The organism is Neisseria sp. P0019.S002 (genome assembly GCF_051957155.1).
In the GTDB taxonomy this organism is placed as follows: Bacteria; Pseudomonadota; Gammaproteobacteria; order Burkholderiales; family Neisseriaceae; genus Neisseria; species Neisseria perflava.
Genome location: NZ_JBQCWS010000003.1, coordinates 323,745 through 345,275 on the forward strand (window position 1 = coordinate 323,745; position 21,531 = coordinate 345,275).

The following is a 21,531-nucleotide window of genomic DNA, read 5'->3' on the forward strand; positions in this document are numbered from 1 at the left end:
AGGTCGTCTGAAAACGATATGATTGTTTTCAGACGACCTTTTCTATGTTATTTCACTCCCCAATACACCAGTCCCTTATATGGCAACTTAATATTAGGCAACCAAAAATCTTCTCCATGCCAACCTTTGTCTTTATTTCCTACTACTTGATAAAGTGTAAGAAATAAATCATTGGGATATTTTTCTCCTAATTTACGGTCGTCTTCCGAAAGCATTGTGCCAGTTGCTCGAGAAAGTTTACGTCCTGTTTTGATCAAAACGTAAGTTTTAAAACTTGGACGTTGTGCCTTTAATGCTTCTACACCAGCAATAAATTTTTCCTTATTCCAGTCGTCTGGGACATAATGACCCAATTTATCTAGAACCAAGAATAAATCTTCTATATCCATTTGATATAAATCAGATTGAATTTCATCTTTCAAAATAGAAGGCAAAATCTTGTTAATCTCCGACAAATTATCCTCGTTTGGGTGAAGTGGAAAATAATTCACACCACCCACAATTTGATTGATACTGTCGAATTTCAATACATTTTTTCGAGTCGGATTGATATTTTTCGGATAAATAACCTGAATATTGCCGTCTGAATTTTTTGCCTGCTCAATAATCAGATTATTTGCTTGATTGAGTTGTACAAAGAAGTAATAGACATCAAACGGAATATAAAGCCGTAATAATGATTTATCACGGTCATATCCAAAAATACGCGAATGTTGCCAGAAAGTATCTGCATTCGGTTTTTTGGCAGTGCGACTATAATAAACCGTTTGTAGTTTTGGAATAGTTAAGCCTCGTCCAATCACATTCCCACCAATAATAATGTTAAAGCCTCTTTCTAAATCAAAATCTGATTCTGTCTGCGAGTTAACGACGAGAGTATAAATTTGCTTATTTTCTAAAAGTTCTGTTAGTTTTTCATAAATTTCCTCAAAATGATGAATATCAGGCTTAGTCTTTTGTAAATCCAAATAGTCTTCTTTAAAGCTGTCTGCAAGATTCTCCCCGCTATTAATCGCTTGTACCAAATCATTCAAAAAGGCTTGGATTTTTTGAGAGAAGGCTTGATGGTCTTGGATTTTATAACTTGGATGTAAAGCAAAATTACAATTGGTTTTACCGCATAAAGCAAACTCTGCACAAGTAAGCAAAAAACTGTGCAATGCCTGTTTTACCCCTTCGGCAATTTCACCACTCGCATCTTTCATATCGTCCAATTCACTGTCAATAAAACGAACGATATAGCTTGGAGGATCAGAGAAGACAAAGTTGCCACCGATGTATTTTTCACCAGCTTCAAAGAAATGGATAAATTCAGGTTGCCAATCAGATTCTTCATGTTGCAATAAAAGCGATTGAGGCGTGGCGGTCAACTGAATAAATAAGCTTTGACAACAGGAATTCTTAATGTCATTTAGCAGTTTATTGATAGTACTGACATCTTTATCCGGCTTATCAGCATTAGTATTTAGGCTGGCTGCATCGGCTTCATCGTCCACAATAACCAAAGGATAGCCTTTCAGGCTACTTTGACTGGCAAACAAATTACGCCAACGTTTCAATACACGGGCATTCTTTTTAATCACAACCAAGATGGGATTATTTGCCTTCATTACCTGCATAAAACTTCGGTCATCATTTTCAGACAACACAATAAAATTTTTCAGATTAGCTTCGGCACGCCTGACTGTTTGTTCCTGTAAATCTACGCTGTCAGTAGTAAGATACAAAAAAACTTTGTGGTCGCCATCATCAGCCAACGCACTTAATACACCCAAAACCTGTGCCGTTTTGCCACTTTGAACATTGCCCAGCAATAAAACATTTTGAGCAATTTTCGGTTCGGTTTGTGATAATTTCCCCATAAAACCATCAACGGTATTTTTAACAGAATCAGCTAATTCAGGCGGGGTCAATTGATTCAAGTAGGTTTGCAACATTTAGTTTTTCCCCTTAAATGAGAGCAGCCAAACATCAGGATTGTCGGTTGAACGGAACTCAAAATGATCGTTACCGTATTTATGTAGAGTCTCTTCTGTGACAGGTTCCCCTGTTCTTAAACAATCAGCCGCCTCTAAACGTCCTTTAACCCATTTACCAAATATGGTTTGATCACCTTTTGAACTGAAATTTTTACCATTTTGTCCTGTGGTATTACATTCAAATTTCCAACCATCATCCGTGATGACAGTAAACTCTTTTTGTTTTGGGTATCCTTCTGCACCTAAAAATTTTGTTGATACAATCAACTCTGCTTCATACCATGGCCTAGGTAAATAAAATCCACGTTTATTTTTACGGCCTTTGGCAAAAAATCGGTTTAAACTGCTTTCTGGGAAAGTTTTAACTGGTAAATCAAAGTGATAAGTCGATATTTGTGAAAAAAATTGCTCAAGTATAGAATCATTTACTTTTTCAACTCCCAGACAATTCTCCAAATGAACATTATGTTCTTTAAAATCAGTTGGTTTTGCTACTTGATTAATAGCCACACCCAATTGCTGGATAACCTGATCTATATTTTTATGTAATTTAGATGCCGTCTGAACATCATTCAAATGAACCATTGTTTCATAGGTTCGCTCAGTATTATCCCAAAAGCAAGTAAGATTAGCAGAACCAATCAATCCATGAGTTTCATTCTGATTCTTAAACGAATACATTTTTCCATGAAATTTCACACGTGGAGAAACGTATACTGCCCCACGTTGCTTATCTTGCAAAAAATAATTTAATTCACAAAGACTGTTGTATTGAGGACGACTAAACCCTTCTAAATAATGCATACCAACCAATAATTTGATTTTCTGGTTATGTTCGCTATCTTCTAAAATTTTATGTAACTCTTTGACTGCATCATTAGAAACATAGCCTGTTGCCATTAAAATTTCATTGGCGGACATAAATAAATCCATCCAAACTTTATTTAATGGCTTATCTGTAATTCGTGCATTAGCAATATTAGAAAAAACAGTATTCATCGTTTTCCCCCTCGAATTTTGCTTAGTCGGTCATGAAATAAAACATCCTTCTCTGCTTTCAATTTCTTATGTAAATCTACTTTTTTATAGTTGCCTGAAAAAATTGGTAAGATAGCCTTTGCTAGCTCAACTACACCTTGAGGAGGAACAGCATTACCAATCTGGCGACGTACTTCAGTTGTTGATCCGACAAACTCAAAATCATCAGGAAAACTTTGAAGCCTTGCTCGTTCTCTATTAGTAAAAGCACGCGGTTCAGGGAAGTGATAGCCCCAAGTACCACCGCCACCCGCAGCAATAATTGTTGTAGAAGGTCTATCACGGTGCATTCGCCGATAAACAAGGCTTAACATACTTTTTACATATAAAGGATGTTCTTTAGGAATATCACTATAGTTTCCTCCCTCTGGGATTAGTTCTAAACGTTTACGGGTTTGCTCACTAATTTTCAACAATTCATTATTACTAACATTTTGTGGAATATTAGATATTGCTTGACCAGCAGTTACATATGGTTTTAAGCCATTTTTGCCAGTTTCATTGTGTGTCGGTTCCGGATGGCGAAAATCAAATCCTGTATCCAAACGTACTCCGACAATCAGCACACGTTCACGAAATTGAGGTACGCCAAATTCAGCAAAGTTATACAGCTTCGCCTGAACGTAATAACCGCAATTTTCAAAGTCGGTAATAATTTGCTGGATGGCTTTTTTCTTGTTGGCAGTCAACAAACCTTTCACATTCTCAGCAACAAAAACTTTCGGTTTTTTTGCATTTACAAAACGTAAAAAGCTTTTATAAAGATTGCCACGTTCACCCTCTAAGCCCGGCTGTTTCCAAATCATGGAAAAATCTTGACAAGGGAACCCGCCTAAAATGATGTCGCAATCGGGAATAGTTGGATCATTCGGATCAATTTGTTCAATATCACCTTCTACGATGACATCTCCGATATTTTTACGGAAACTTTCGCAAGCCCAATGGGAAAAATCGTTCGCCCAAACAGTTTCATAACCAGCTTGGTGAAAACCCAAATCCAAACCTCCACATCCTGAAAATAGAGATAGAATTCTGGGTTTATTGTCAGATGGATTAAAATTTGCGATTTGTTTAGATGGCATAGGATTTCACTCCTATGCATAGATTTGATAAAAACCCTTGAAGGGATTTTAATAGAGAACTAGGCAAGGCAAGGCAAGGCAAGGCAAGGCAAGGCAAGGCAAGGCAAGGCAAGGCAAGGCAAGGCAAGGCAAGGCAAGGCAAGGCAAGGCAAGGCAAGGCAAGGCAAGGCAAGGCAAGGCAAGGCAAGCTTACCATCGTTATTTTGAAATAAAATCATTTTTCTAAAACTTCCATGTAAATTTTTCCTATTATGCCGCAAAAAAACAGCAAATGCCGCTGCATTAAACAAGTGATGAATACTTGAAATTATAAATAAAGTATTCATAATCCCAAGGTCGTCTGAAAACGATATGATTGTTTTCAGACGACCTTTTCACATATCAAATATTCCACAGGGAAAACACCATGGCAAAAGCCCCCAAAACCATCTACCAATGTTCCGAATGCGGCGGTACTTCCCCGAAATGGCAGGGCAAATGCCCGCATTGCGGCGAGTGGAACACGCTTCAGGAAAGCCTTGCCGCGACCGAGCCGAAAAATGCCCGCTTCCAATCTTGGGCGGCGGATACCTCGACCGTCCAATCCCTCTCCGCCGTCACTGCTACCGAAGTGCCGCGCAATCCGACCGGCATGGGCGAGCTTGATCGCGTATTGGGCGGCGGTTTGGTCGATGGCGCGGTCATCCTGCTCGGCGGCGACCCCGGCATCGGCAAATCTACGTTGCTGTTGCAAACCATCGCCAAAATGGCGCAAAGCCGCAAAGTGCTGTACGTTTCCGGCGAGGAATCCGCCCAACAAGTCGCCCTACGCGCACAACGTTTGGAGCTGCCTACCGAAGGCGTGAACCTGCTTGCCGAAATCCGCATGGAAGCGATTCAAGCAGCGTTGAAACAGCATCAGCCTGAAGTCGTCGTCATCGACTCCATCCAAACCATGTATTCCGACCAAATCACTTCCGCCCCCGGCTCCGTGTCGCAGGTGCGCGAATGCGCCGCCCAACTGACGCGCATGGCGAAACAAATGGGCATTGCCATGATACTGGTCGGACACGTTACCAAAGACGGGGCGATTGCCGGCCCGCGCGTATTGGAACATATGGTCGATACTGTGCTGTATTTTGAGGGCGACCAACACTCCAACTACCGCATGATACGTGCCATCAAAAATCGTTTCGGTGCGGCAAACGAACTGGGCGTATTCGCCATGACCGAAAACGGTTTGAAAGGCGTATCCAACCCGTCCGCCATCTTCCTTGCCAGCTACCGCGACGACACGCCTGGTTCGTGCGTTTTGGTCACACAGGAAGGCAGCCGCCCGCTTTTGGTCGAAATTCAGGCATTGGTCGATGACGCGCACGGTTTTACCCCCAAACGCCTTACCGTCGGCCTCGAACAAAACCGCCTCGCCATGCTGCTCGCCGTCCTCAACCGCCACGGCGGCATTGCCTGCTTCGACCAAGACGTGTTCCTCAATGCCGTCGGTGGCGTCAAAATCGGAGAACCTGCCGCCGACCTTGCCGTCATCCTCGCCATGCTCTCCAGCTTCCGCAACCGACCCATACCCGAAAAAACCGTGGTTTTCGGCGAAATCGGCTTAAGCGGCGAAGTCCGCCCTGTTGCACGCGGACAAGAGCGGCTCAAAGAAGCGGAAAAACTCGGCTTCAAACGTGCCATCGTTCCCAAAGCCAATATGCCGCGCCATGCAAAAGAGTTTCCAAACCTGAAAATCTACGGCGTCAGCAGTTTGCAGGAAGCGATTGACGTTTGTCGTGACGGGGACTAAACCGTTTCGATAATCCGACTCAAAAAACAATCATCTAAAAGGCCGTCTGAAAGTTTTCAGACGGCCTCTCTTTAAATTTAAATAATTTTGTTATATTATAACGAACGCTTTATTCTATCTTTTCTACACATCGAAAATCGGAGAGAAATCTTGAAAAAAACTGCTTTGCTTATCGCATCCGCCTTCCTGTTCAGCACTGCCGCACATGCCCACCGCGTTTGGGTTGAAACCGCCCACACACATGGCGGCGAATACCTTGAAGCCGAATTGGGCTATGGCGAATTCCCAGAGCTTGAACCCATCGCAAAAGACCGCCTGCACATTTTCAGCAAACCCATGCAACTGGTGACTGAAAAAGGCAAAGAAAACATGATTCAAAAAGGCACATACAATTACCAATACCGCAGCAAATTGCCGGTCAAAGACGGCAGCTACTTGGTAACTGCCGAATACCAACCGACTTTCTGGTCAAAAAACAGCGCGGGCTGGAAGCAGGTAAGCATCAAAGAAATGCCTGATGCAAGCTATTGCGAGCAAACCCGTATGTTCGGTAAAAACATCGTCAATGTCGGCCACGAAAGCGCAGACACCGCCATCATCACCAAGCAAGTCGGCCAACATTTGGAAATCGTACCTTTGGACAACCCTGCCAACGTCCACGTCGGCGAACGCTTCAAAGTCCGCGTCCTCTTCAATGGCGAGCCGCTGCCTAACGCCACCGTTACCGCCACATTTGACGGCTTCGACACCAGCGACCGCAGCAAAACCCATAAAACCGAAGCCCAAGCCTTCTCCGATACCACTGATGACAAAGGAGAAGTCAGCATCATTCCCCTGCGCCAAGGTTTCTGGAAAGCCAGCGTAGAACACAAAGCCGATTTCCCCGATCAAAGCGTGTGCCAAAAACAGGCGAACTACACCACTTTGACCTTCCAAATCGGCCATTCACATCATTAATTTTTCCATAACAAAAGGCCGTCTGAATATTTCAGACGGCCTTTATTCATCCTATTTAAGGACGATGCGGCGCAAACTGCCATTGTCCCAATTCCAAATTCAAATCAAACAGATTCAGACGGCCTATTGCCACACGGACCAAGCGCAAACACGGAAAGCCTGCTTTCGCCGTCATCCTTCGCACTTGGCGGTTTTTCCCTTCCGAAATTTTGATTTCCACCCAAAAATCAGGCACGGACTTGCGCACACGAATCGGCGGCACGCGCGGCCATAAAACATCCGCTTCGCCTTCTTCCAATACCCTGACCTCGGCCGGACGGGTGACAAAATCGCCCAAATCTACGCCACGGCGCAACAAATCCAATTTGGCTTCATCAGGAGAACCCTCCACCTGCGCCCAATAAGTTTTGACCTGCTTGAATTTCGGGTCGGCAATCTGCGCCTGCAAACGGCCATTATTGGTCAGCAGCAGCAAACCCTCGCTGTCCGTATCCAAACGGCCGGCCGGATAAAATCCCGGTTTCTCGACAAAATCCTTAAGGCACTGATGTTTTTCATGTGCAGAAAACTGGCAAATCACGCCATAAGGCTTGTTTAGAATAATCAAATCGTTCATTTCACACTTTCAGACGGCCTTAGATTCCAAGAAATTCCGGATAATAAAAAAGACACCGTATAAAACGGTGTCTTTCATATTTGGCGGAGTAAGAGGGATTCGAACCCTCGATGCAGGTTGACCCCACATGCTTCCTTAGCAGGGAAGTGCCTTCAGCCTCTCAGCCATTACTCCTAAGGAAGACCGCAATATACGCTTTCTGCCCTCCTTCGTCAAGCATTACCGCCTCAAACTTTCTTAACGCCATGAAATCATTTAAATAAAAATATAATATTTTTTACATCATCCTATTTTTATACTTCTTTCATATATGTTAAAATGATTCTGTTTTCTGTAAACCTTTTTTCACACCCCTTATTACAAAGGAGTTCGTATGTTACGTTTTTCTGCTTTGGTTGCCGTATCTGCCCTGATGCTTGCCGCCTGCTCACAATCCGGCAATTCCCAACCATCTACTTCCTCCTCTCAAACTTCTACTCAAAAAACAACTGCCGCCGGCTCTGCCTGCCGCAGCATGGGTGAAGGCCATAAAGTCAATGGCAAAGGTCAAAACGACATTTATATGTGTAAAGTCGATGTGGCTTTGAACTCTGCCGAAGCCAAATCCGCTTTGGATCCTAGCATCCGCGTTCACTACGGCAGCACATCCGGAGCGACTTTGACTTCCCGTCAAATCTCCAACTCAGTCGGCAAAACCCCTGATGAAACCTGCCAACGCGCATTCCTGAGCGCAGTTAAACGCTTCCAAAGCACTGCTCAACGCAAAAAAGCCAAATCCGTTCATCTGGTTAGCTACTTTGACAAAGTAACCAAAGGCGGTAACGAGTACGAATGCCACATCGCTACATTCAACAGCCGTGTGGTTTTGAAAGGCAGCTTCCACTAAGCAATGTCAAAAATGCCGGACTTCAACATGAAGTTTGGCATTTTTCTATTTTATGGATACGACAACCCTTCACTGCCTGCTAGCCGATCCGTCTTTTGCCGCCTGCTACGACCATGCCTCTCTAAACGCAGCTGATTCACAACGTTTGGCTGCCACGCCGCAACTGGCGCAGCGTCAAGACTGGCAAGTCAGCCGAGCGTTAAAACAGCAAACCGATTTACCGACTGTATCGCTGAGCCACAGCCAAGGCTTTGCCGCTTTATTGTGTACGCCTCAGCCCTTAACAGCCGGTGTCGATGTCGAATTTATCCGCCCGCGCGATTTTAAAGCGCTATCGGCTTTGGTCTGCACGCAAGAAGAACAAAACTACTTAGAAACAGTAAACTGGCCGTCTGAAACGTTTTACCGATTGTGGTGTTTCAAAGAAGCATTGATTAAAGCGGCGAATTTGGATTTTCCGTCGGACATGAAATCGGTCGGCTATGTTTTCGATTCAGGGCAACCCGTCGGTTTACGCGCTGGAAAGCAAACCGATTGGTACGGCTCAAGCGCAATTTTGGCGGATACGATGGTACTTGCCTGCGTTTGGAAGGGAAAAGCCCCCGCGCTGCAATGGCAGTTTTTCGGTTCGCTCAAATCCAATGATTTAACCGACCGGCAAACTATCTAATAACTGACAAACTAATAATAATCTGATTTAATTTACTGGACTTTTACTTATTCCACACACCAACAGCAGCATTTGCAAAAGGCCGTCTGAACGATGAATCTTCGCCTCCTAAACCGCCTCTATACTGCCCTTATCCTGTTTCTTACCCTGTTTTTGGTTTATGCCTTTGCTCCACAAGCGCGCATCCAAACCGATTTGACCGCGTTGTTGCCAAGTGAGCAGCAACCCGATGCCTTATTGACGGCCGCGGATAAAGCCGCAGAAGCGCAGCTCAATTCGCAAGTCATTTTGCTTGCAGGCAGTACCGATGCCGAAACCGCTTTTCAGACGGCCTCACAAATTGCCGACGCATGGCGCAAAAGCGGCGTATTTGAACAAGTTGACAGCAGCATGACACCGAATTTGGACAAAGTGCGGGCGGATATGCAAAAGCTGAGCTTGGCGGTTTTGCCGCAAGACGAAATACGCCTGCTGTTTGAGCAGCCGCAAGCCTATTTTCAAGCGCGTGCAGAAGCCGCGGCCAATCCGTTTGCCGCCCCCTCGCCTTTGTCTTTAGAACAAGACTGGCTGGGCTTTGGACGCTTTGTTGCCGACAAAGCCAATCCGCAAAGCCGTTTGCAGTGGGACATGGACAACGGCATGCTGTTTGCCGAAGACAAAGGCAAAACTTGGGTGTTCTTGCGCGGACGGCTCGCCGGTGGCGATCAATTTTCCGGCAACGATGCCCTCTTGCCGCTGATGGCGCAAAGCCGTCAAATCGCTTCGGAAAACGGCGCGGAAACCTTAAGTGCAGGTGGCGCATTGTTCGCCGCCGTATCCAAAGCAGCCGCAGAAAAAGAAAGTCGGCTGATGAGTATGGTCGGACTTGGACTGACCTTTGCGCTGCTGTTGTGGGTCTTCCGCAGCGGCCGCGTGTTTTTGCTGTCCTTGCCGCTGGCCGCCGGTATGTTGACCGGATTGGCAGTTGCTTTATTGGTGTTCGGCGAAGTGCATATCCTGACCATCGTCATTGGCACCAGCCTGGTAGGTATGTTGGTAGATTTCCCGTTGCACTGGCTGGCTCCGTCGGTATTCGGGCCGTCTGAAAAGACCGTTTGGCAGGCTGAATCGGCAATAAAACATGTTTTGCCAAGCTTTGCTATCAGCCTGACGATTACTGTCTTGGGCTACGCGCTGCTGTGGTTCACCCCTTTGCCTGTATTGCGCCAAACCGCGGTATTTTCAGGATTCGCTTTATTTGGTGCGTTTGGTGCCACCGTTTTATGGCTGCCACCGCTGTTTCGCCGCTATCGAGCCAAAACCGTGCCTTTTGCCGCATTAACCGAAAAGCTCTATTCCTTGTCAGGCCGTCTGAAAAACCGCCTGCACAAACGCGGCTGGTTAATCGTGGGCGGAATTTTGCTGGCAGTCGGATTGTGGCGCAGCGACTGGCGTGACGACATCCGTCAATGGGTCAATATGCCGACCGCGATGTTGGCCGAAGTACAACAAATCGGCCAGTTGAGCGGCACGGATTTTGGCGGCAAATATTTGGTGGCCGAAGCACAAAGCGAAGATGCCCTGTTGAAGAAAACCGCCGAACTCGGCCGCGCCCTGCAGCCCTTAATCGCGCAAGGCAAACTGTCCGGCATCCAATCGCCCGACCAATTCATCCTGCCGACAACAGAGCAGCAAAAACTGCAAAACCGCCTGCGTGAATTGACCAAATTGCCTGATAGCTGGAAACCACTCACAGAAATCGGTATTCCGCGCAAAACAGTACGCGATGCCCTGCTGCAAGCTGCCGACACACAACCATTATCGCTTTCAGACGGCCTGAATACCGATTTGGCAGAGGCTTGGCGTTCCTTGTATTTGGGCGAAGTGGAACCAGGCCGTTTTGCTGCCGTCGTGCGTTTAAACGGCATGACCGATGAAGCCGCCGTACGCGCCGTGGCGCAACACATCTCCGGCGTACATTGGGCAGACAAGCGCGCCCACTTAAACGAGCTTTTCCACCACACGCGCAATCAGGCCGCATGGTTGAAACTGGCTTCCTATGCGTTGGCATGGCTGCTTTTGTGGAAAATGTTTGGCTTCAAACGCGGCAGCAAAATCCTTGCCGTACCGCTGGCCGCAGCCATCTGCACCGTTGCCGTACTCGGTTTGGCCGGCATTCCCGTCAGCCTGTTTGCCATGTTCGGCCTGCTTTTAGTGTCAGCCATCGGCGTGGACTATGCCGTCTATGCCGCCACCGCACACCACAGCGCGCCGGCAAAATTAGGCGGTATGCTGCTTGCTGCTGCGACAACAGCCATTTCCTTTGCCCTGCTCGCCATCAGCAGCACGCCCGCTGTTGCCGCGTTCGGCATGACGGTTACCATCGGTGTGGCATTCAATATTTGGCTGGCAGGCACATTGTTGAAAAATTAGACAAAAGATGAAGGCGATTGAAGTTGAAGCGATATTTTTTTCAACTTCTATCGTCACGTTGTAAGAGGCCGTCTGAAAAACTTCAGACGCTAGTTTAAACATTTTTTTATCATTAAAATCAAAGGTATTTTCAAATGTCCGTAGAATTTGACGTTGCCGTTATCGGCGCAGGCCCTTCAGGTTCGGTTGCTTCCGCTTTGCTGAACAAACAAGGCTTTAAAGTTTGCGTATTGGAAAAACAACATTTCCCGCGCTTTGTCATCGGCGAAAGCCTGTTGCCGCATTGCATGGAAATGTTGGAAGAAGCCGGTTTTGCCGATGCAGTGCATGCCGAACCCAGCTTTCAATTTAAAGACGGTGCTGCGTTTTCATGGGGCAGCCGTTACACAGATTTCAACTTTACTGAAAAATTTTCAGACGGCCCCGGTACTATTTATCAAGTGCGCCGCGGCATCTTCGACAAAATCCTGATTGATGAAGCGGCAAAACAAGGCGTCGATGTCCGCTTCGGACATGGCGTAACCGCGTTTGACAACAGTGGCGATGTGGCACGTTTGAGCGTTGCGACCGATACAGGCAAAAACTATGAACTGACTGCCAAATTTGTTTTGGATGCCAGCGGTTACGGTCGTGTCCTGCCCCGCCTTTTAGATTTGGAAAGTCCGTCCGAACTGCCTCCGCGCCAAGCCCACTTCACGCATATCGACGACAACATCACCAGCCCGAAATTTGACCGCAACAAAATCCTGATCAACACGCATCCTGAACATCGCGATGTCTGGATTTGGCTGATTCCTTTCGGCGACAACCGCTGCTCCATCGGCGTTGTCGGCACGCCCGACAAACTGGCCGGCGAATCAGAAGCCGTGTTGAAAAAATTTGTGTACGAATGCCCGATGCTGGCGGAAATTTTGGATAAATCCGTTTGGGAAAACGACTTCCCGTTCCGCTCTATCCAAGGCTACTCCGCCAACGTAAAAACCTTATACGGCAAACATTTCGCCCTTTTGGGCAACGCCGCCGAATTCCTCGACCCCGTCTTCTCCTCCGGCGTGACCATTGCCCTGCACTCTGCCAAACTGGCTGCCGATTTGTTGGGCAAACAGCTCAAAGGCGAAGCCGTCGATTGGCAAACCGAATTTGCCGACCAACTGATGATCGGCGTGAACGCATTCCGCACTTATGTAAACGGTTGGTACGATTTCCGCTTCCAAAATGCCATCTACGCGCCTAACCGCAGCCCTGAAATCAGCCGCATGATTTCATCTATTCTGGCAGGCTACGCTTGGGACACGAACAATCCATTCGTGGAAAAATCCGAGCAACGCTTGTCCACACTTGCCGCATTGGTGGGCGATTTGAAGGTAGAATAAGGATGAATGTCTTTCAGACGGCCTAGACTGAAAACGGAACAGGCCGTCTGAAACTTCATCCATACCATTAAATATTTTGACCGATAGATAAAACCTTATGCGATTTATCCCTTTGCTTGCCGCACTGCTGCTCTCCGCATGTGCGACCTCGCTCCCCCATCCGCAAACGCTGCCGCCGCTTTCCAAAGAAGGTCAATGGTTCAAACTTGAGCAGACTAATGCGGCGGGGCAAACCGTTCAAACCAATCTCTTGGCAGTTGAGCCTCATTCAGATGGCATCCGCTTTGTCCAAACCGATGCACTGGGTGCGCCAGTATCGCGTCAATCGGTCAGCACCAAAGGCTGGAAAAATGACGGCTTTGTGATGCCCAATGCCGCTTCGCGCCGACTGTTTGCCGCCTTGTTGCCGCTTTTGGCCGCCGAACACGCCGCCACGCTTTACCCTGAAGTACGCCAACAAAACACCTCCCATCAAGGCTTCTGCCCTGACGGCAAAGGCGCGGTATTTAGCTACCGCGAGCGTGATTTGTGGTGTGTCGCCCACCATTCCGAACAATTCCTCATCGGCTTCCCCGACCAAACTTTCTGGACGGTCAGCCCGATTGCAGAAGACTAATTCATGAATACTCCTGTTTATCTCAGCCGTCCGGCACTGACCAGCGCATTGGGCAGCGGCTTGCAAGTTCATGCCGATGCCTTACTCACGCCGTCTGAAAACACGCCCCTGACTTTTTCAGACCAATGGGTAAAAGGCAAAACACATGCTTTTGGTGCAGTTAAAGAAACCCTGATGCCTCTGCCCGACAGCATTCCCGAAGCGCATCGCAGCCGCAACAACCAGCTTATCCTGCACGCGCTTTCGCAAATAGACGGACTGATTCAGACGGCTATTACCCGTTACGGCAAAGAAAGGGTTGCTGTCGTGACCGGTACGTCAACTAGTGGCGCAGACGAAAATATCCCCTTGTTCCAACACGTTGTCGAAGGTGGTGAGTGGACGGATGTTTCGTTCAAACAGCTGCAACACACCATGGCTTCGCCCTCCGAATTTATCGCCCAAGTTTACGGCTTGGACGGCTTGCGCTATACCGTCTCCACCGCCTGCACTTCCGGCGCACGCGCCCTCATCAGCGCAGCCCGACTGCTTCGTGCCGGATTGTGTGATGCCGTAATTTGCGGTGGCGCGGATACGCTTTCTCCGCTGACGATTAATGGTTTTGCCTCTTTGGAAGTGCTTTCAGACGGCATCGCCAAGCCCTTTTCTGCCAACCGCAACGGCATCAATATCGGCGAAGCGGCCGCATTTTTCGTGATGACGCGCGATGCAGATTTTGACGGCGAAATGCAGTTGCTGGGCTATGGTGCAAGCAGCGATGCCTACCATATGTCTTCGCCCCGCCCCGACGGTTTGGGTGCAGCCCAATCCTTTCAGGCCGCTTTGAATAAAGCCGGTTTGAAAGCAGAAGACATCGGCTGGATCAATCTGCACGGCACCGGCACGCAACACAACGACAGTATGGAAAGCCGAGCTGTTGCCGAAGTATTTGGTAGCCATACCCTTTGCACGTCAACCAAACCGTCTACCGGTCATACCTTGGGTGCAGCCGGTGCGATTGAAGCCGCATTTGCCTGGTTAATGGCCAACCGCCAATACAATCCGGAAGGCAAACTGCCGCCGCAACAATGGGACAACGTACCCGATTCCGAGCTGCCAAACATTGCTTTGACCGACGAAAACAGCCGCTGGCCGTCTGAAAAACGCATTGCCGCCAGCTCATCATTTGCCTTCGGCGGCAGCAATGCCGTTTTGATTATCGGATAAGTCCTTATATTTAGGCTGTCTTTTCAGACGGCCTTTTTCTTTTCCGCAACTTAAAAAACAATAACATCAAAACAACAACCAAATCCGCCGAAATATGCCATAATTAGACTTAGCACATTTCATCTCGCGATGTGCCCGAAAAGAAAAACTTAACCTACATAGAGAATAATCCCATGACTAAATCCACCATTATCTATACCTACACCGACGAAGCTCCTGCATTGGCCACTCAATCCCTGTTGCCAATCGTGCAGGCGTTTACCCGCCATGCCGATATTGATGTCAAAACCAGCAACATTTCTCTCTCCGGCCGTATTTTGGCGGCGTTTCCCGAATACCTGACCGAAGCGCAACGCGTACCTGATGCGCTTGCCGAATTGGGCGAACTGGTGAAACAACCCGATGCAAACGTGATCAAACTGCCGAACATTAGCGCATCCGTACCTCAACTGACTGCCGCGATTAAAGAATTGCAGTCTAAAGGCTTTGCCGTTCCCGACTATCCTGCCGATCCTCAAACCGATGAAGAAAAAGCCGTACGCGAACGCTACGACCGCATCAAAGGCAGCGCGGTAAACCCTGTCCTGCGCGAAGGCAACTCCGACCGTCGCGCGCCTAAAGCAGTGAAAAACTTTGCTAAAAAACATCCGCACAGTATGGGCGCATGGACCAAAGATTCCAAAACCCATGTTGCTACCATGCAAAGCGGCGACTTTTTCCATAACGAACAATCCGTTACCGTACCTGATGCGACTTCCGTATCCATCGTGTTCACCGACAAACAAGGCAACAAAAAAGAGCTGCGTGAGCCCGTCGCCCTGAAAGCCGGCGAAATCATCGACGCGACCGTGATGAGCAAAAAAGCCCTGCTCGCCTTCCTTGCCGAACAAGTGAAAGACGCAAAAGCAAAAGGCGTATTGTTCTCGCTGCACATGAAAGCCACCATGATGAAAGTGTCCGACCCGATTATCTTCGGACACGCCGTCAAAGTATTCTTCGCGCCTGTATTTGAAAAATTCGGCGACAAACTGGCTGCCGCAGGCGTCAACGTCAACAACGGCTTCGGCAACCTGCTTGCCAATCTGGACAAACTGGATGCGGACACCCGCGCAGCCGTTGAAGCTGAAATCGCCGCCGTTTACGCCGCCAACCCTGATTTGGCCATGGTTGATTCCGACAAAGGCATCACCAACCTGCACGTTCCTAGCGATGTCATCGTCGATGCTTCTATGCCTGCGATGATTCGCAACTCCGGCCGTATGTGGGATAAAGACGGCAAAGCGCAAGACACCAAAGCCGTGATTCCTGACAGCAGCTACGCCGGCGTTTACCAAGCAACCATCGACTTCTGCCGCGAACACGGCGCATTCGATCCGACAACCATGGGTACCGTTCCTAACGTCGGCCTGATGGCGCAAGCAGCCGAAGAATACGGTTCGCACAACAAAACTTTTGAAATCGAAGCCGACGGCCAAGTTCAAGTCATTGATGCAGCAGGTAATGTCCTGATGCAACACGACGTTGAAGCCGGCGACATCTGGCGTATGTGCCAAACCAAAGACGCTCCGGTTAAAGACTGGGTACAACTCGCCGTCAACCGCGCCCGTCTGAGCAATACACCAGCCGTATTCTGGCTCGACGAAAACCGTCCGCACGACAAGAGCCTGCTCGCCAAGGTTAAAGCCTACCTTGCCGAACTGGATACCGACGGCCTCGACATCCGCGTCCTCGCTCCTGAAGAAGCCGCTAAATTCAGCTTAGGCCGTCTGAAAAACGGCGAAGACACCATCTCCGTAACCGGTAACGTCCTGCGTGACTACCTGACCGACTTGTTCCCAATTTTGGAACTGGGTACCAGCGCGAAAATGCTGTCCATCGTTCCATTGATGAACGGCGGCGGTATGTTTGAAACCGGCGCGGGTGGTTCTGCACCGAAACACGTTCAACAATTCCTCGAAGAAAACCACTTGCGTTGGGACTCTTTGGGCGAATTCCTCGCACTTGCCGTATCGTTTGAACATCTGGCGCAAAAAACCGGCAACGCCAAAGCCCAAGTCCTCGCTGACACTTTGGATGCAGCCACCGAAAAACTGCTGTTGAACGACAAATCGCCTAAACGCAAAGCAGGCGAACTCGACAACCGCGGCAGCCATTTCTACCTCACCCTCTACTGGGCACAAGAATTGGCGGCGCAAGACAAAGATGCCGAACTGAAAGCCGCATTTGCTCCATTGGCAGCCGCTTTGACTGCCGACGAAGCCAAAATCGTTGAAGAACTCTCTGCCGTACAAGGCAAAGCGGTCGACATCGGCGGCTACTACGCAGCCAATCCTGAAAAAGCTGCACAAGCAATGCGTCCAAGCGCAACCTTTAATCAGGCCTTATCAGCCTTATAATTAAAGCAATAAAAGGCCGTCTGAACTTTCAGACGGCCTCAAACCTTATGGAAGCACAATGAAAAAAACCATTCTTTCTCTTACTCTCCTCATCAGCGCTCCAGCTTTGTGGGCATTTTCCCCTACCGAATTGGCACAAACCCTGCAAAAACCGCAAAACGTGCAAGGCAATTTTGTCCAACAACGCCAGCTCAAATCCCTCAGCAAACCCATGACCACCAGCGGCAGCTTTACCCTTGTCCCACAAAAAGGCCTACTCTGGAAAATGCAAAAACCATTTGAAACCACCCTGCGCGTGCGTTCAGACGGCATCATGCAATGGAACGGCAGTCAATGGGTCAACCCAAATGCCAGCAAGCTCAACGGCCAAAGCCGCCAAATCAAACTCTTCCTCGACCTTTTGGGCGGCAATACCCAAGGCCTAGAAAAACAATTTGATTTGAAATTGAACGGCAACGAGAAAAAATGGACGTTGACCTTAACTCCGAAAACCGCCATTACCCGCCAAATCTTCAACCGTATCGAAATCAACGGCGATACACTGGTACGTAAAATCGAATTGGACGAAAAGCAAGGCGACAAAACCATCATGCAATTCAACCAAATCCAAACCGATAAAGCCCTAGACAGCTTCAGCCGTACCGCCCTCTAAATTGTCTATCCCAACAAAAGGCCGTCTGAAAATACATTTCAGACGGCCTTTTATATTAATCGGCTGAAGGCTGCTACCCTTTTCTTTCCGCCTTTCTGGCTTCGCGAATGGCTTTAAGTTCGGCCTCTTTCTGTCTGGCTTTTTTCAGCCAAGTTTCCCATTGGTTTGGCGTTTCCAGCGTGATTCTGCCGATTTTGCCTTCGCGGAAATCAGTCAGGATATTTTCAGCGGCCTTTTGATAGTTAACCCGTCCGCCGCTCAAAACCGCACCGCGTTTTTTAGCAATCCACTCCAGCCAAGAAGTATCGTCCCAATGGCTGCTTGGATCTTTGTCGGCTTGATAGCGCTCTTGCAACAAAGCCAGATAATGGCGGCGGAGGTAATCCAAAAGCTCAAGTGCCACTTCTTCTTCATCTAGCGCGTTGCGTCCAACTGCACCGCCGGCCGCAAGGTTATAGCCGCCTTCTTCGACGATAATTTTTGGCCACAACATACCAGGTGTATCGTAAAGCCAGAAATCGTCTGCAAGGAAAAGGCGCTGTTCGGCTTTGGTAATACCGGGTTCATTACCGGTTTTGGCAGATTTTTTGCCGATCATGCCGTTAATCAAGGTGGATTTGCCGACGTTGGGGATACCGCAAATCAGGACACGCAGCGGCTTCTCAATACCTTGGCGGTGCGGAATCATGGCGCGGCAGGCTTGGGTAATTTTGCCATGTGCGCCGGTTTCGGAAGAATCAAGCGCAATGGCGCGGGTATCTTGGCGGCTGTTGTAGTGTTCGAGCCAAACTTTGGTACGCTCAGGATCAGCAAGATCTTGCTTATTTAAGATTTTGAGTTTTGGCTTGCCTTTGGACAACTGGGCAAGCAAGGGGTTTTCGCTGGAAGCAGGCATACGCGCGTCCAACATCTCAATCACCATATCAACGCTTTTAATGCGTTCGGCAATGGCTTTTTTTGCCTTGTTCATGTGGCCGGGAAACCATTGGATAGCCATGTCTTTTTATTCTTTCTATTCGTATCTGAGGCCGTCTGAAAAATCATTGTTTTTCAGACGGCCTCGGCATTTGGATAATCGGTCAATCAGGATTTAGAGGTTGCCATGCTCGTAGCTGTAATAACCTGCCTCATCCATACACTGCTCAAAAGTTTTGGATGTATTGCCACGTTTGGTTCCATTTTGAACTTGTGATTTGCAGGTATTGATTTGGCGAGAAACTTCAGCTTCGCTCGCGCCGGTACGGTGCCAACGGTAAGCAGTGACAGGCTCTGTCGCGCAGGCGGTCAAGATAAGCAGGGATAATGCAGTCAGACTGATTTTTTTCATGGTTTCTTCCTTTGAGGCCGTCTGAAACGGCAAGTTAGCGTCCTGCCAAGCTTTGTGCCTGACGGTGGCGGACAAGGAGTTCGTAACGGCCTTTGAGGCGTTCGGCCAGTTTTTCCACAACATAAACGGAGCGGTGCTGACCGCCGGTACAACCGATGGCAATCGTTACATAACTGCGGCTCTCTTGTTGCAGGCGCGGCAACCAGCGGCTAATAAAATGGTCGATGTCATCAACCATTTCTTGAGCCAACGGCTGCTGGCCCAAATAATCTTGAATAGGCTTATCCATGCCGGTAAAGGGGCGTAATTCCGGATCGTAATACGGATTGGGCAGGCTGCGCATATCAAACATAAAGTCGGCATTGTTGGGGACGCCGTATTTGAAACCAAAGGATTCAAGAATGACCAGCAAACCGACACGTTCAATATTGAGCCATTGTTGTACGGCATAACGCAGCTGCTGCGCATTCATTTTGGACGTATCGATGCAATATGCGATGTCTCTAAGTGGGAAGAGCCACTCGCGTTCTTTTTGCAGGCTTTCCAACAAAGTCAGGTTTTGACCGGACAAAGGGTGTCCGCGACGGGTTTCTGAGAAGCGACGAACCAAAACGCCCTCTTCTGCTTCAACAAACAGGACTTCAACTTGATGCCCTTCATTACGCAAATATTGGATTTGCTCTTGCGCTTCCTGAATATTGATACCGGAACGGATGTCAACGCTGACACCGAGTTTGGTTTCATCGGCACGTTCGATATGGAGCGAGACCAACGACGGAAGCATTTCCAAAGGAAGGTTATCGACACAGTAATAGCCCAAATCTTCAAGCTGCTTGAGGGCTACGGATTTTCCTGAGCCGGATAAGCCGCTAATCAGGACGATTTTCATGGTTTTGTTCGTTTTCTTTGAGTTGTGTTTGATGGCGTTCGAGGAATTCTTTGGTGCTGTCCTTACCGCGCAATTGAAGGATGTAATTGCGCACTGCAGCTTCAACCAATACTGCTAAGTTTCGACCGATTGCAACAGGCAGGGTAACGGAACGGATGCTGACGTTGAGGATAGATTCAGTTTCGGTACGGATGCTCAATCGATCGAGTTGTTTCATGTATCCGTCGTCGGCCGGAACCAAATTGATAATCAGCTGAAGGATTTTTTTCGGACGGATAGAGGTCTCGCCAAAAATATGGCGGATATTGAGTATACCCAAGCCACGTACTTCGAGGAAATCACGCAGCATCGGCGGGCAACGACCTTCCAACATTTCCGGGCCGGTACGGAAGAGCTCGACCGCATCATCGGCAATCAGGCTGTGGCCGCGCGAAATCAGCTCCAATGCCAATTCGCTCTTACCTAAGCCGGATTGTCCGGTAATGAGTACGCCCACTTCAAATACATCCAAAAATACGCCGTGCTTGATGGTGGAAGTTGCCAATGTCCGTTGCAGATAAATCCGCAAAACGTCCATCAGGTGCGGGCTTTCCTGTTTGGAAGTCAGCAAGGGGATACTGTTGGTATGGCAATAATCGCGCAATTTGGGCGATACCGGCAAGCCGTTGGCGACAATGACCAAAGACATGGGGATGTCGAAAAGCTCTCCGAAATCGTAGTTGAGCTCGCCCGACTCCAAGCGGCGCAAATATTCGGCTTCAGCTACGCCGACAACTTGAATTTGGTTGGGATGGATAAAGTTTAAGTGACCGACCAAGGCCAAGACGGGTTTATCGGCTTCGACACCGATACGGTTGTCCGCGCCAGAATTGCCGGCAGCCCAAGCAAGTTCGAGTTTGTGCTGATTGTCGGAAAACAGGCGGCGGACGGATATGCTGGGCATGAATTACTCTTCGGTCAGAAGTGTGCGTACTTCTTCGGCAGAAGTTGCGGCCATCAATGCTTCACGGACGGCTTTTTGAGAGAATCTGCCGGCCAGTTTGGACAAGACTTCCAAATGTTCGCCGGTAGCGTTTTCAGGCACAAGCAGGATGAAAATCAGGGAAACGGGTTTACCGTCAGGCGCATCAAAGGCAACCGGCTCTTTGGTGCGGATAAACGCACCGGTGGCTTTTTTCACGCATGCGTGACGACCGTGAGGAATCGCCACCCCCTGCCCCAAACCGGTCGAACCAAGTTTTTCACGGGCAAACAGGCAGTCGAACACGTTGGTATTCGGTAATTCTGCTTCATTCTCCAGCAGCTGTGCAGCCTCTTCAAACAGACGCTTTTTGCTGCTGACTTCCAAATCCAAAACGATATGGGACAAAGGTAAAATTTCGCCGATCAGGCTCATGTGTATCTCTTTTAAATGTCGCAAAACAATGGGATTGTACCGATTGTCGGTGCAAATCTCAATCCTGAAGGCGTAATTTACACTCGCCCTGCTAACATTTTCCATGTTGTTTTTGATATTTTTTAACAAGCTAAAAATAAGCCAACTATTTGTTTATATAGAATTTAAATTAAAAATCCTATCACTGACCAAACTATACTTCAAATGAAAAGGGGTATGTCCGGCATACCCCTTTTCCCTTTCTTTTCAGACG

At 48.2% G+C, this 21,531-nt stretch carries 20 protein-coding genes and 1 tRNA gene; 10 read left to right on the forward strand and 11 right to left on the reverse strand.

The features are described 5' to 3' along the window. Positions 1-47 precede the first annotated feature (47 nt). From ACTHTY_RS06890 to ACTHTY_RS06905, 4 genes are read right to left on the reverse strand one after another with little or no spacing between them, the layout of a single operon-like run. Entirely contained in the window at positions 48-1,937 is a 1,890-nt protein-coding gene (locus ACTHTY_RS06890; RefSeq protein ID WP_440366962.1) for a Z1 domain-containing protein, read from the reverse strand. Beyond that, positions 1,938-2,978, reverse strand: coding sequence for a restriction endonuclease PLD domain-containing protein (locus ACTHTY_RS06895; protein ID WP_440366963.1), 1,041 nt, complete (start codon positions 2,976-2,978; stop codon positions 1,938-1,940). Next, a complete protein-coding gene (locus ACTHTY_RS06900; protein ID WP_440366964.1) occupies positions 2,975-4,099 on the reverse strand; it encodes a DNA cytosine methyltransferase in 1,125 nt (374 codons plus the stop codon). The genes ACTHTY_RS06895 and ACTHTY_RS06900 overlap by 4 nt, the downstream gene beginning before the upstream one ends. Before the next feature lie 59 nt (positions 4,100-4,158). Then, positions 4,159-4,425, reverse strand: coding sequence for a hypothetical protein (locus ACTHTY_RS06905; RefSeq protein WP_440366965.1), 267 nt, complete (start codon positions 4,423-4,425; stop codon positions 4,159-4,161). 80 nt (positions 4,426-4,505) lie between these two features. On the opposite strand from ACTHTY_RS06905, the gene radA reads away from it, so the two are divergent. Both radA and ACTHTY_RS06915 read left to right on the forward strand, forming a co-directional pair. Next, positions 4,506-5,882, forward strand: coding sequence for a DNA repair protein RadA (gene radA, locus ACTHTY_RS06910; RefSeq protein WP_440366966.1), 1,377 nt, complete (start codon positions 4,506-4,508; stop codon positions 5,880-5,882). Positions 5,883-6,032: 150 nt separating this feature from the next. Then, positions 6,033-6,839 (forward strand): DUF4198 domain-containing protein, encoded by an 807-nt coding sequence (locus ACTHTY_RS06915; protein WP_440366967.1) that lies wholly within the window; start codon positions 6,033-6,035, stop codon positions 6,837-6,839. 55 nt (positions 6,840-6,894) lie between these two features. Here ACTHTY_RS06915 and ACTHTY_RS06920 read toward each other — a convergent pair whose 3' ends face one another. Both ACTHTY_RS06920 and ACTHTY_RS06925 read right to left on the reverse strand, forming a co-directional pair. Then, positions 6,895-7,455, reverse strand: a complete 561-nt coding sequence (locus tag ACTHTY_RS06920; protein ID WP_049332414.1) for a pseudouridine synthase — start codon at positions 7,453-7,455, stop codon at positions 6,895-6,897. Between the two features lie 81 nt (positions 7,456-7,536). Further along, positions 7,537-7,629, reverse strand: a tRNA-Ser gene (locus ACTHTY_RS06925). A gap of 199 nt (positions 7,630-7,828) precedes the next feature. Between ACTHTY_RS06925 and ACTHTY_RS06930 the strand changes: the two genes are divergently transcribed. The 8 genes from ACTHTY_RS06930 (at position 7,829) to ACTHTY_RS06965 (ending at position 17,666) form a co-directional block, all read left to right on the forward strand. After that, a complete protein-coding gene (locus ACTHTY_RS06930) occupies positions 7,829-8,341 on the forward strand; it encodes a hypothetical protein (protein ID WP_254324686.1) in 513 nt (170 codons plus the stop codon). Between the two features lie 52 nt (positions 8,342-8,393). Then, a complete protein-coding gene (locus ACTHTY_RS06935) occupies positions 8,394-9,011 on the forward strand; it encodes a 4'-phosphopantetheinyl transferase family protein (RefSeq protein ID WP_440366969.1) in 618 nt (205 codons plus the stop codon). Positions 9,012-9,104: 93 nt separating this feature from the next. Continuing rightward, entirely contained in the window at positions 9,105-11,423 is a 2,319-nt protein-coding gene (locus ACTHTY_RS06940; RefSeq protein ID WP_440366971.1) for an MMPL family transporter, read from the forward strand. A 134-nt stretch (positions 11,424-11,557) separates the two neighbouring features. Further along, positions 11,558-12,796 (forward strand): NAD(P)/FAD-dependent oxidoreductase, encoded by a 1,239-nt coding sequence (locus ACTHTY_RS06945; RefSeq protein ID WP_440366972.1) that lies wholly within the window; start codon positions 11,558-11,560, stop codon positions 12,794-12,796. 97 nt (positions 12,797-12,893) lie between these two features. After that, positions 12,894-13,412, forward strand: a complete 519-nt coding sequence (locus ACTHTY_RS06950; protein ID WP_440366974.1) for a hypothetical protein — start codon at positions 12,894-12,896, stop codon at positions 13,410-13,412. 3 nt (positions 13,413-13,415) lie between these two features. Next, entirely contained in the window at positions 13,416-14,618 is a 1,203-nt protein-coding gene (locus ACTHTY_RS06955; protein WP_440366975.1) for a beta-ketoacyl-ACP synthase, read from the forward strand. Positions 14,619-14,791: 173 nt separating this feature from the next. Continuing rightward, the gene (locus tag ACTHTY_RS06960) at positions 14,792-17,014 is read left to right on the forward strand and encodes an NADP-dependent isocitrate dehydrogenase (protein WP_440366977.1); all 2,223 of its coding nucleotides are present in this window, start codon (positions 14,792-14,794) and stop codon (positions 17,012-17,014) included. Positions 17,015-17,072: 58 nt separating this feature from the next. After that, positions 17,073-17,666, forward strand: coding sequence for a LolA family protein (locus tag ACTHTY_RS06965; protein ID WP_440366979.1), 594 nt, complete (start codon positions 17,073-17,075; stop codon positions 17,664-17,666). 73 nt (positions 17,667-17,739) lie between these two features. On the opposite strand, the gene ylqF is transcribed toward ACTHTY_RS06965, so the two are convergent. From ylqF to ptsN, 5 genes are all read right to left on the reverse strand, one after another. After that, on the reverse strand, positions 17,740-18,663 hold the full coding sequence (gene ylqF, locus ACTHTY_RS06970) for a ribosome biogenesis GTPase YlqF (protein ID WP_440366981.1): 924 nt from the start codon (positions 18,661-18,663) through the stop codon (positions 17,740-17,742). 93 nt (positions 18,664-18,756) lie between these two features. Next, entirely contained in the window at positions 18,757-18,993 is a 237-nt protein-coding gene (locus tag ACTHTY_RS06975; protein WP_003684875.1) for a lipoprotein, read from the reverse strand. A 34-nt stretch (positions 18,994-19,027) separates the two neighbouring features. Next, positions 19,028-19,882: an RNase adapter RapZ gene (rapZ, locus tag ACTHTY_RS06980; RefSeq protein ID WP_128581735.1), complete on the reverse strand. Its 855-nt coding sequence runs from the start codon at positions 19,880-19,882 to the stop codon at positions 19,028-19,030. Further along, positions 19,863-20,825: an HPr(Ser) kinase/phosphatase gene (gene hprK / locus ACTHTY_RS06985; protein ID WP_004520066.1), complete on the reverse strand. Its 963-nt coding sequence runs from the start codon at positions 20,823-20,825 to the stop codon at positions 19,863-19,865. The genes rapZ and hprK overlap by 20 nt, the downstream gene beginning before the upstream one ends. Positions 20,826-20,828: 3 nt before the next feature. Continuing rightward, the gene (ptsN, locus tag ACTHTY_RS06990) at positions 20,829-21,278 is read right to left on the reverse strand and encodes a PTS IIA-like nitrogen regulatory protein PtsN (RefSeq protein WP_049344012.1); all 450 of its coding nucleotides are present in this window, start codon (positions 21,276-21,278) and stop codon (positions 20,829-20,831) included. Positions 21,279-21,531 lie beyond the last annotated feature (253 nt).

What these genes read in the sequence shown, in the direction of transcription:
- ACTHTY_RS06890 (WP_440366962.1), bottom strand. Translation starts at nt 1,937, where the DNA reads ATGTTGCAAACCTACTTGAATCAATTGACCCCGCCTGAATTAGCTGAT.
- ACTHTY_RS06895 (WP_440366963.1), bottom strand. Translation starts at nt 2,978, where the DNA reads ATGAATACTGTTTTTTCTAATATTGCTAATGCACGAATTACAGATAAG.
- ACTHTY_RS06900 (WP_440366964.1), bottom strand. Translation starts at nt 4,099, where the DNA reads ATGCCATCTAAACAAATCGCAAATTTTAATCCATCTGACAATAAACCC.
- ACTHTY_RS06905 (WP_440366965.1), bottom strand. Translation starts at nt 4,425, where the DNA reads ATGAATACTTTATTTATAATTTCAAGTATTCATCACTTGTTTAATGCA.
- radA (WP_440366966.1), top strand. Translation starts at nt 4,506, where the DNA reads ATGGCAAAAGCCCCCAAAACCATCTACCAATGTTCCGAATGCGGCGGT.
- ACTHTY_RS06920 (WP_049332414.1), bottom strand. Translation starts at nt 7,455, where the DNA reads ATGAACGATTTGATTATTCTAAACAAGCCTTATGGCGTGATTTGCCAG.
- ACTHTY_RS06930 (WP_254324686.1), top strand. Translation starts at nt 7,829, where the DNA reads ATGTTACGTTTTTCTGCTTTGGTTGCCGTATCTGCCCTGATGCTTGCC.
- ACTHTY_RS06935 (WP_440366969.1), top strand. Translation starts at nt 8,394, where the DNA reads ATGGATACGACAACCCTTCACTGCCTGCTAGCCGATCCGTCTTTTGCC.
- ACTHTY_RS06940 (WP_440366971.1), top strand. Translation starts at nt 9,105, where the DNA reads ATGAATCTTCGCCTCCTAAACCGCCTCTATACTGCCCTTATCCTGTTT.
- ACTHTY_RS06945 (WP_440366972.1), top strand. Translation starts at nt 11,558, where the DNA reads ATGTCCGTAGAATTTGACGTTGCCGTTATCGGCGCAGGCCCTTCAGGT.
- ACTHTY_RS06950 (WP_440366974.1), top strand. Translation starts at nt 12,894, where the DNA reads ATGCGATTTATCCCTTTGCTTGCCGCACTGCTGCTCTCCGCATGTGCG.
- ACTHTY_RS06955 (WP_440366975.1), top strand. Translation starts at nt 13,416, where the DNA reads ATGAATACTCCTGTTTATCTCAGCCGTCCGGCACTGACCAGCGCATTG.
- ACTHTY_RS06960 (WP_440366977.1), top strand. Translation starts at nt 14,792, where the DNA reads ATGACTAAATCCACCATTATCTATACCTACACCGACGAAGCTCCTGCA.
- ACTHTY_RS06965 (WP_440366979.1), top strand. Translation starts at nt 17,073, where the DNA reads ATGAAAAAAACCATTCTTTCTCTTACTCTCCTCATCAGCGCTCCAGCT.
- ylqF (WP_440366981.1), bottom strand. Translation starts at nt 18,663, where the DNA reads ATGGCTATCCAATGGTTTCCCGGCCACATGAACAAGGCAAAAAAAGCC.
- ACTHTY_RS06975 (WP_003684875.1), bottom strand. Translation starts at nt 18,993, where the DNA reads ATGAAAAAAATCAGTCTGACTGCATTATCCCTGCTTATCTTGACCGCC.
- rapZ (WP_128581735.1), bottom strand. Translation starts at nt 19,882, where the DNA reads ATGAAAATCGTCCTGATTAGCGGCTTATCCGGCTCAGGAAAATCCGTA.
- hprK (WP_004520066.1), bottom strand. Translation starts at nt 20,825, where the DNA reads ATGCCCAGCATATCCGTCCGCCGCCTGTTTTCCGACAATCAGCACAAA.
- ptsN (WP_049344012.1), bottom strand. Translation starts at nt 21,278, where the DNA reads ATGAGCCTGATCGGCGAAATTTTACCTTTGTCCCATATCGTTTTGGAT.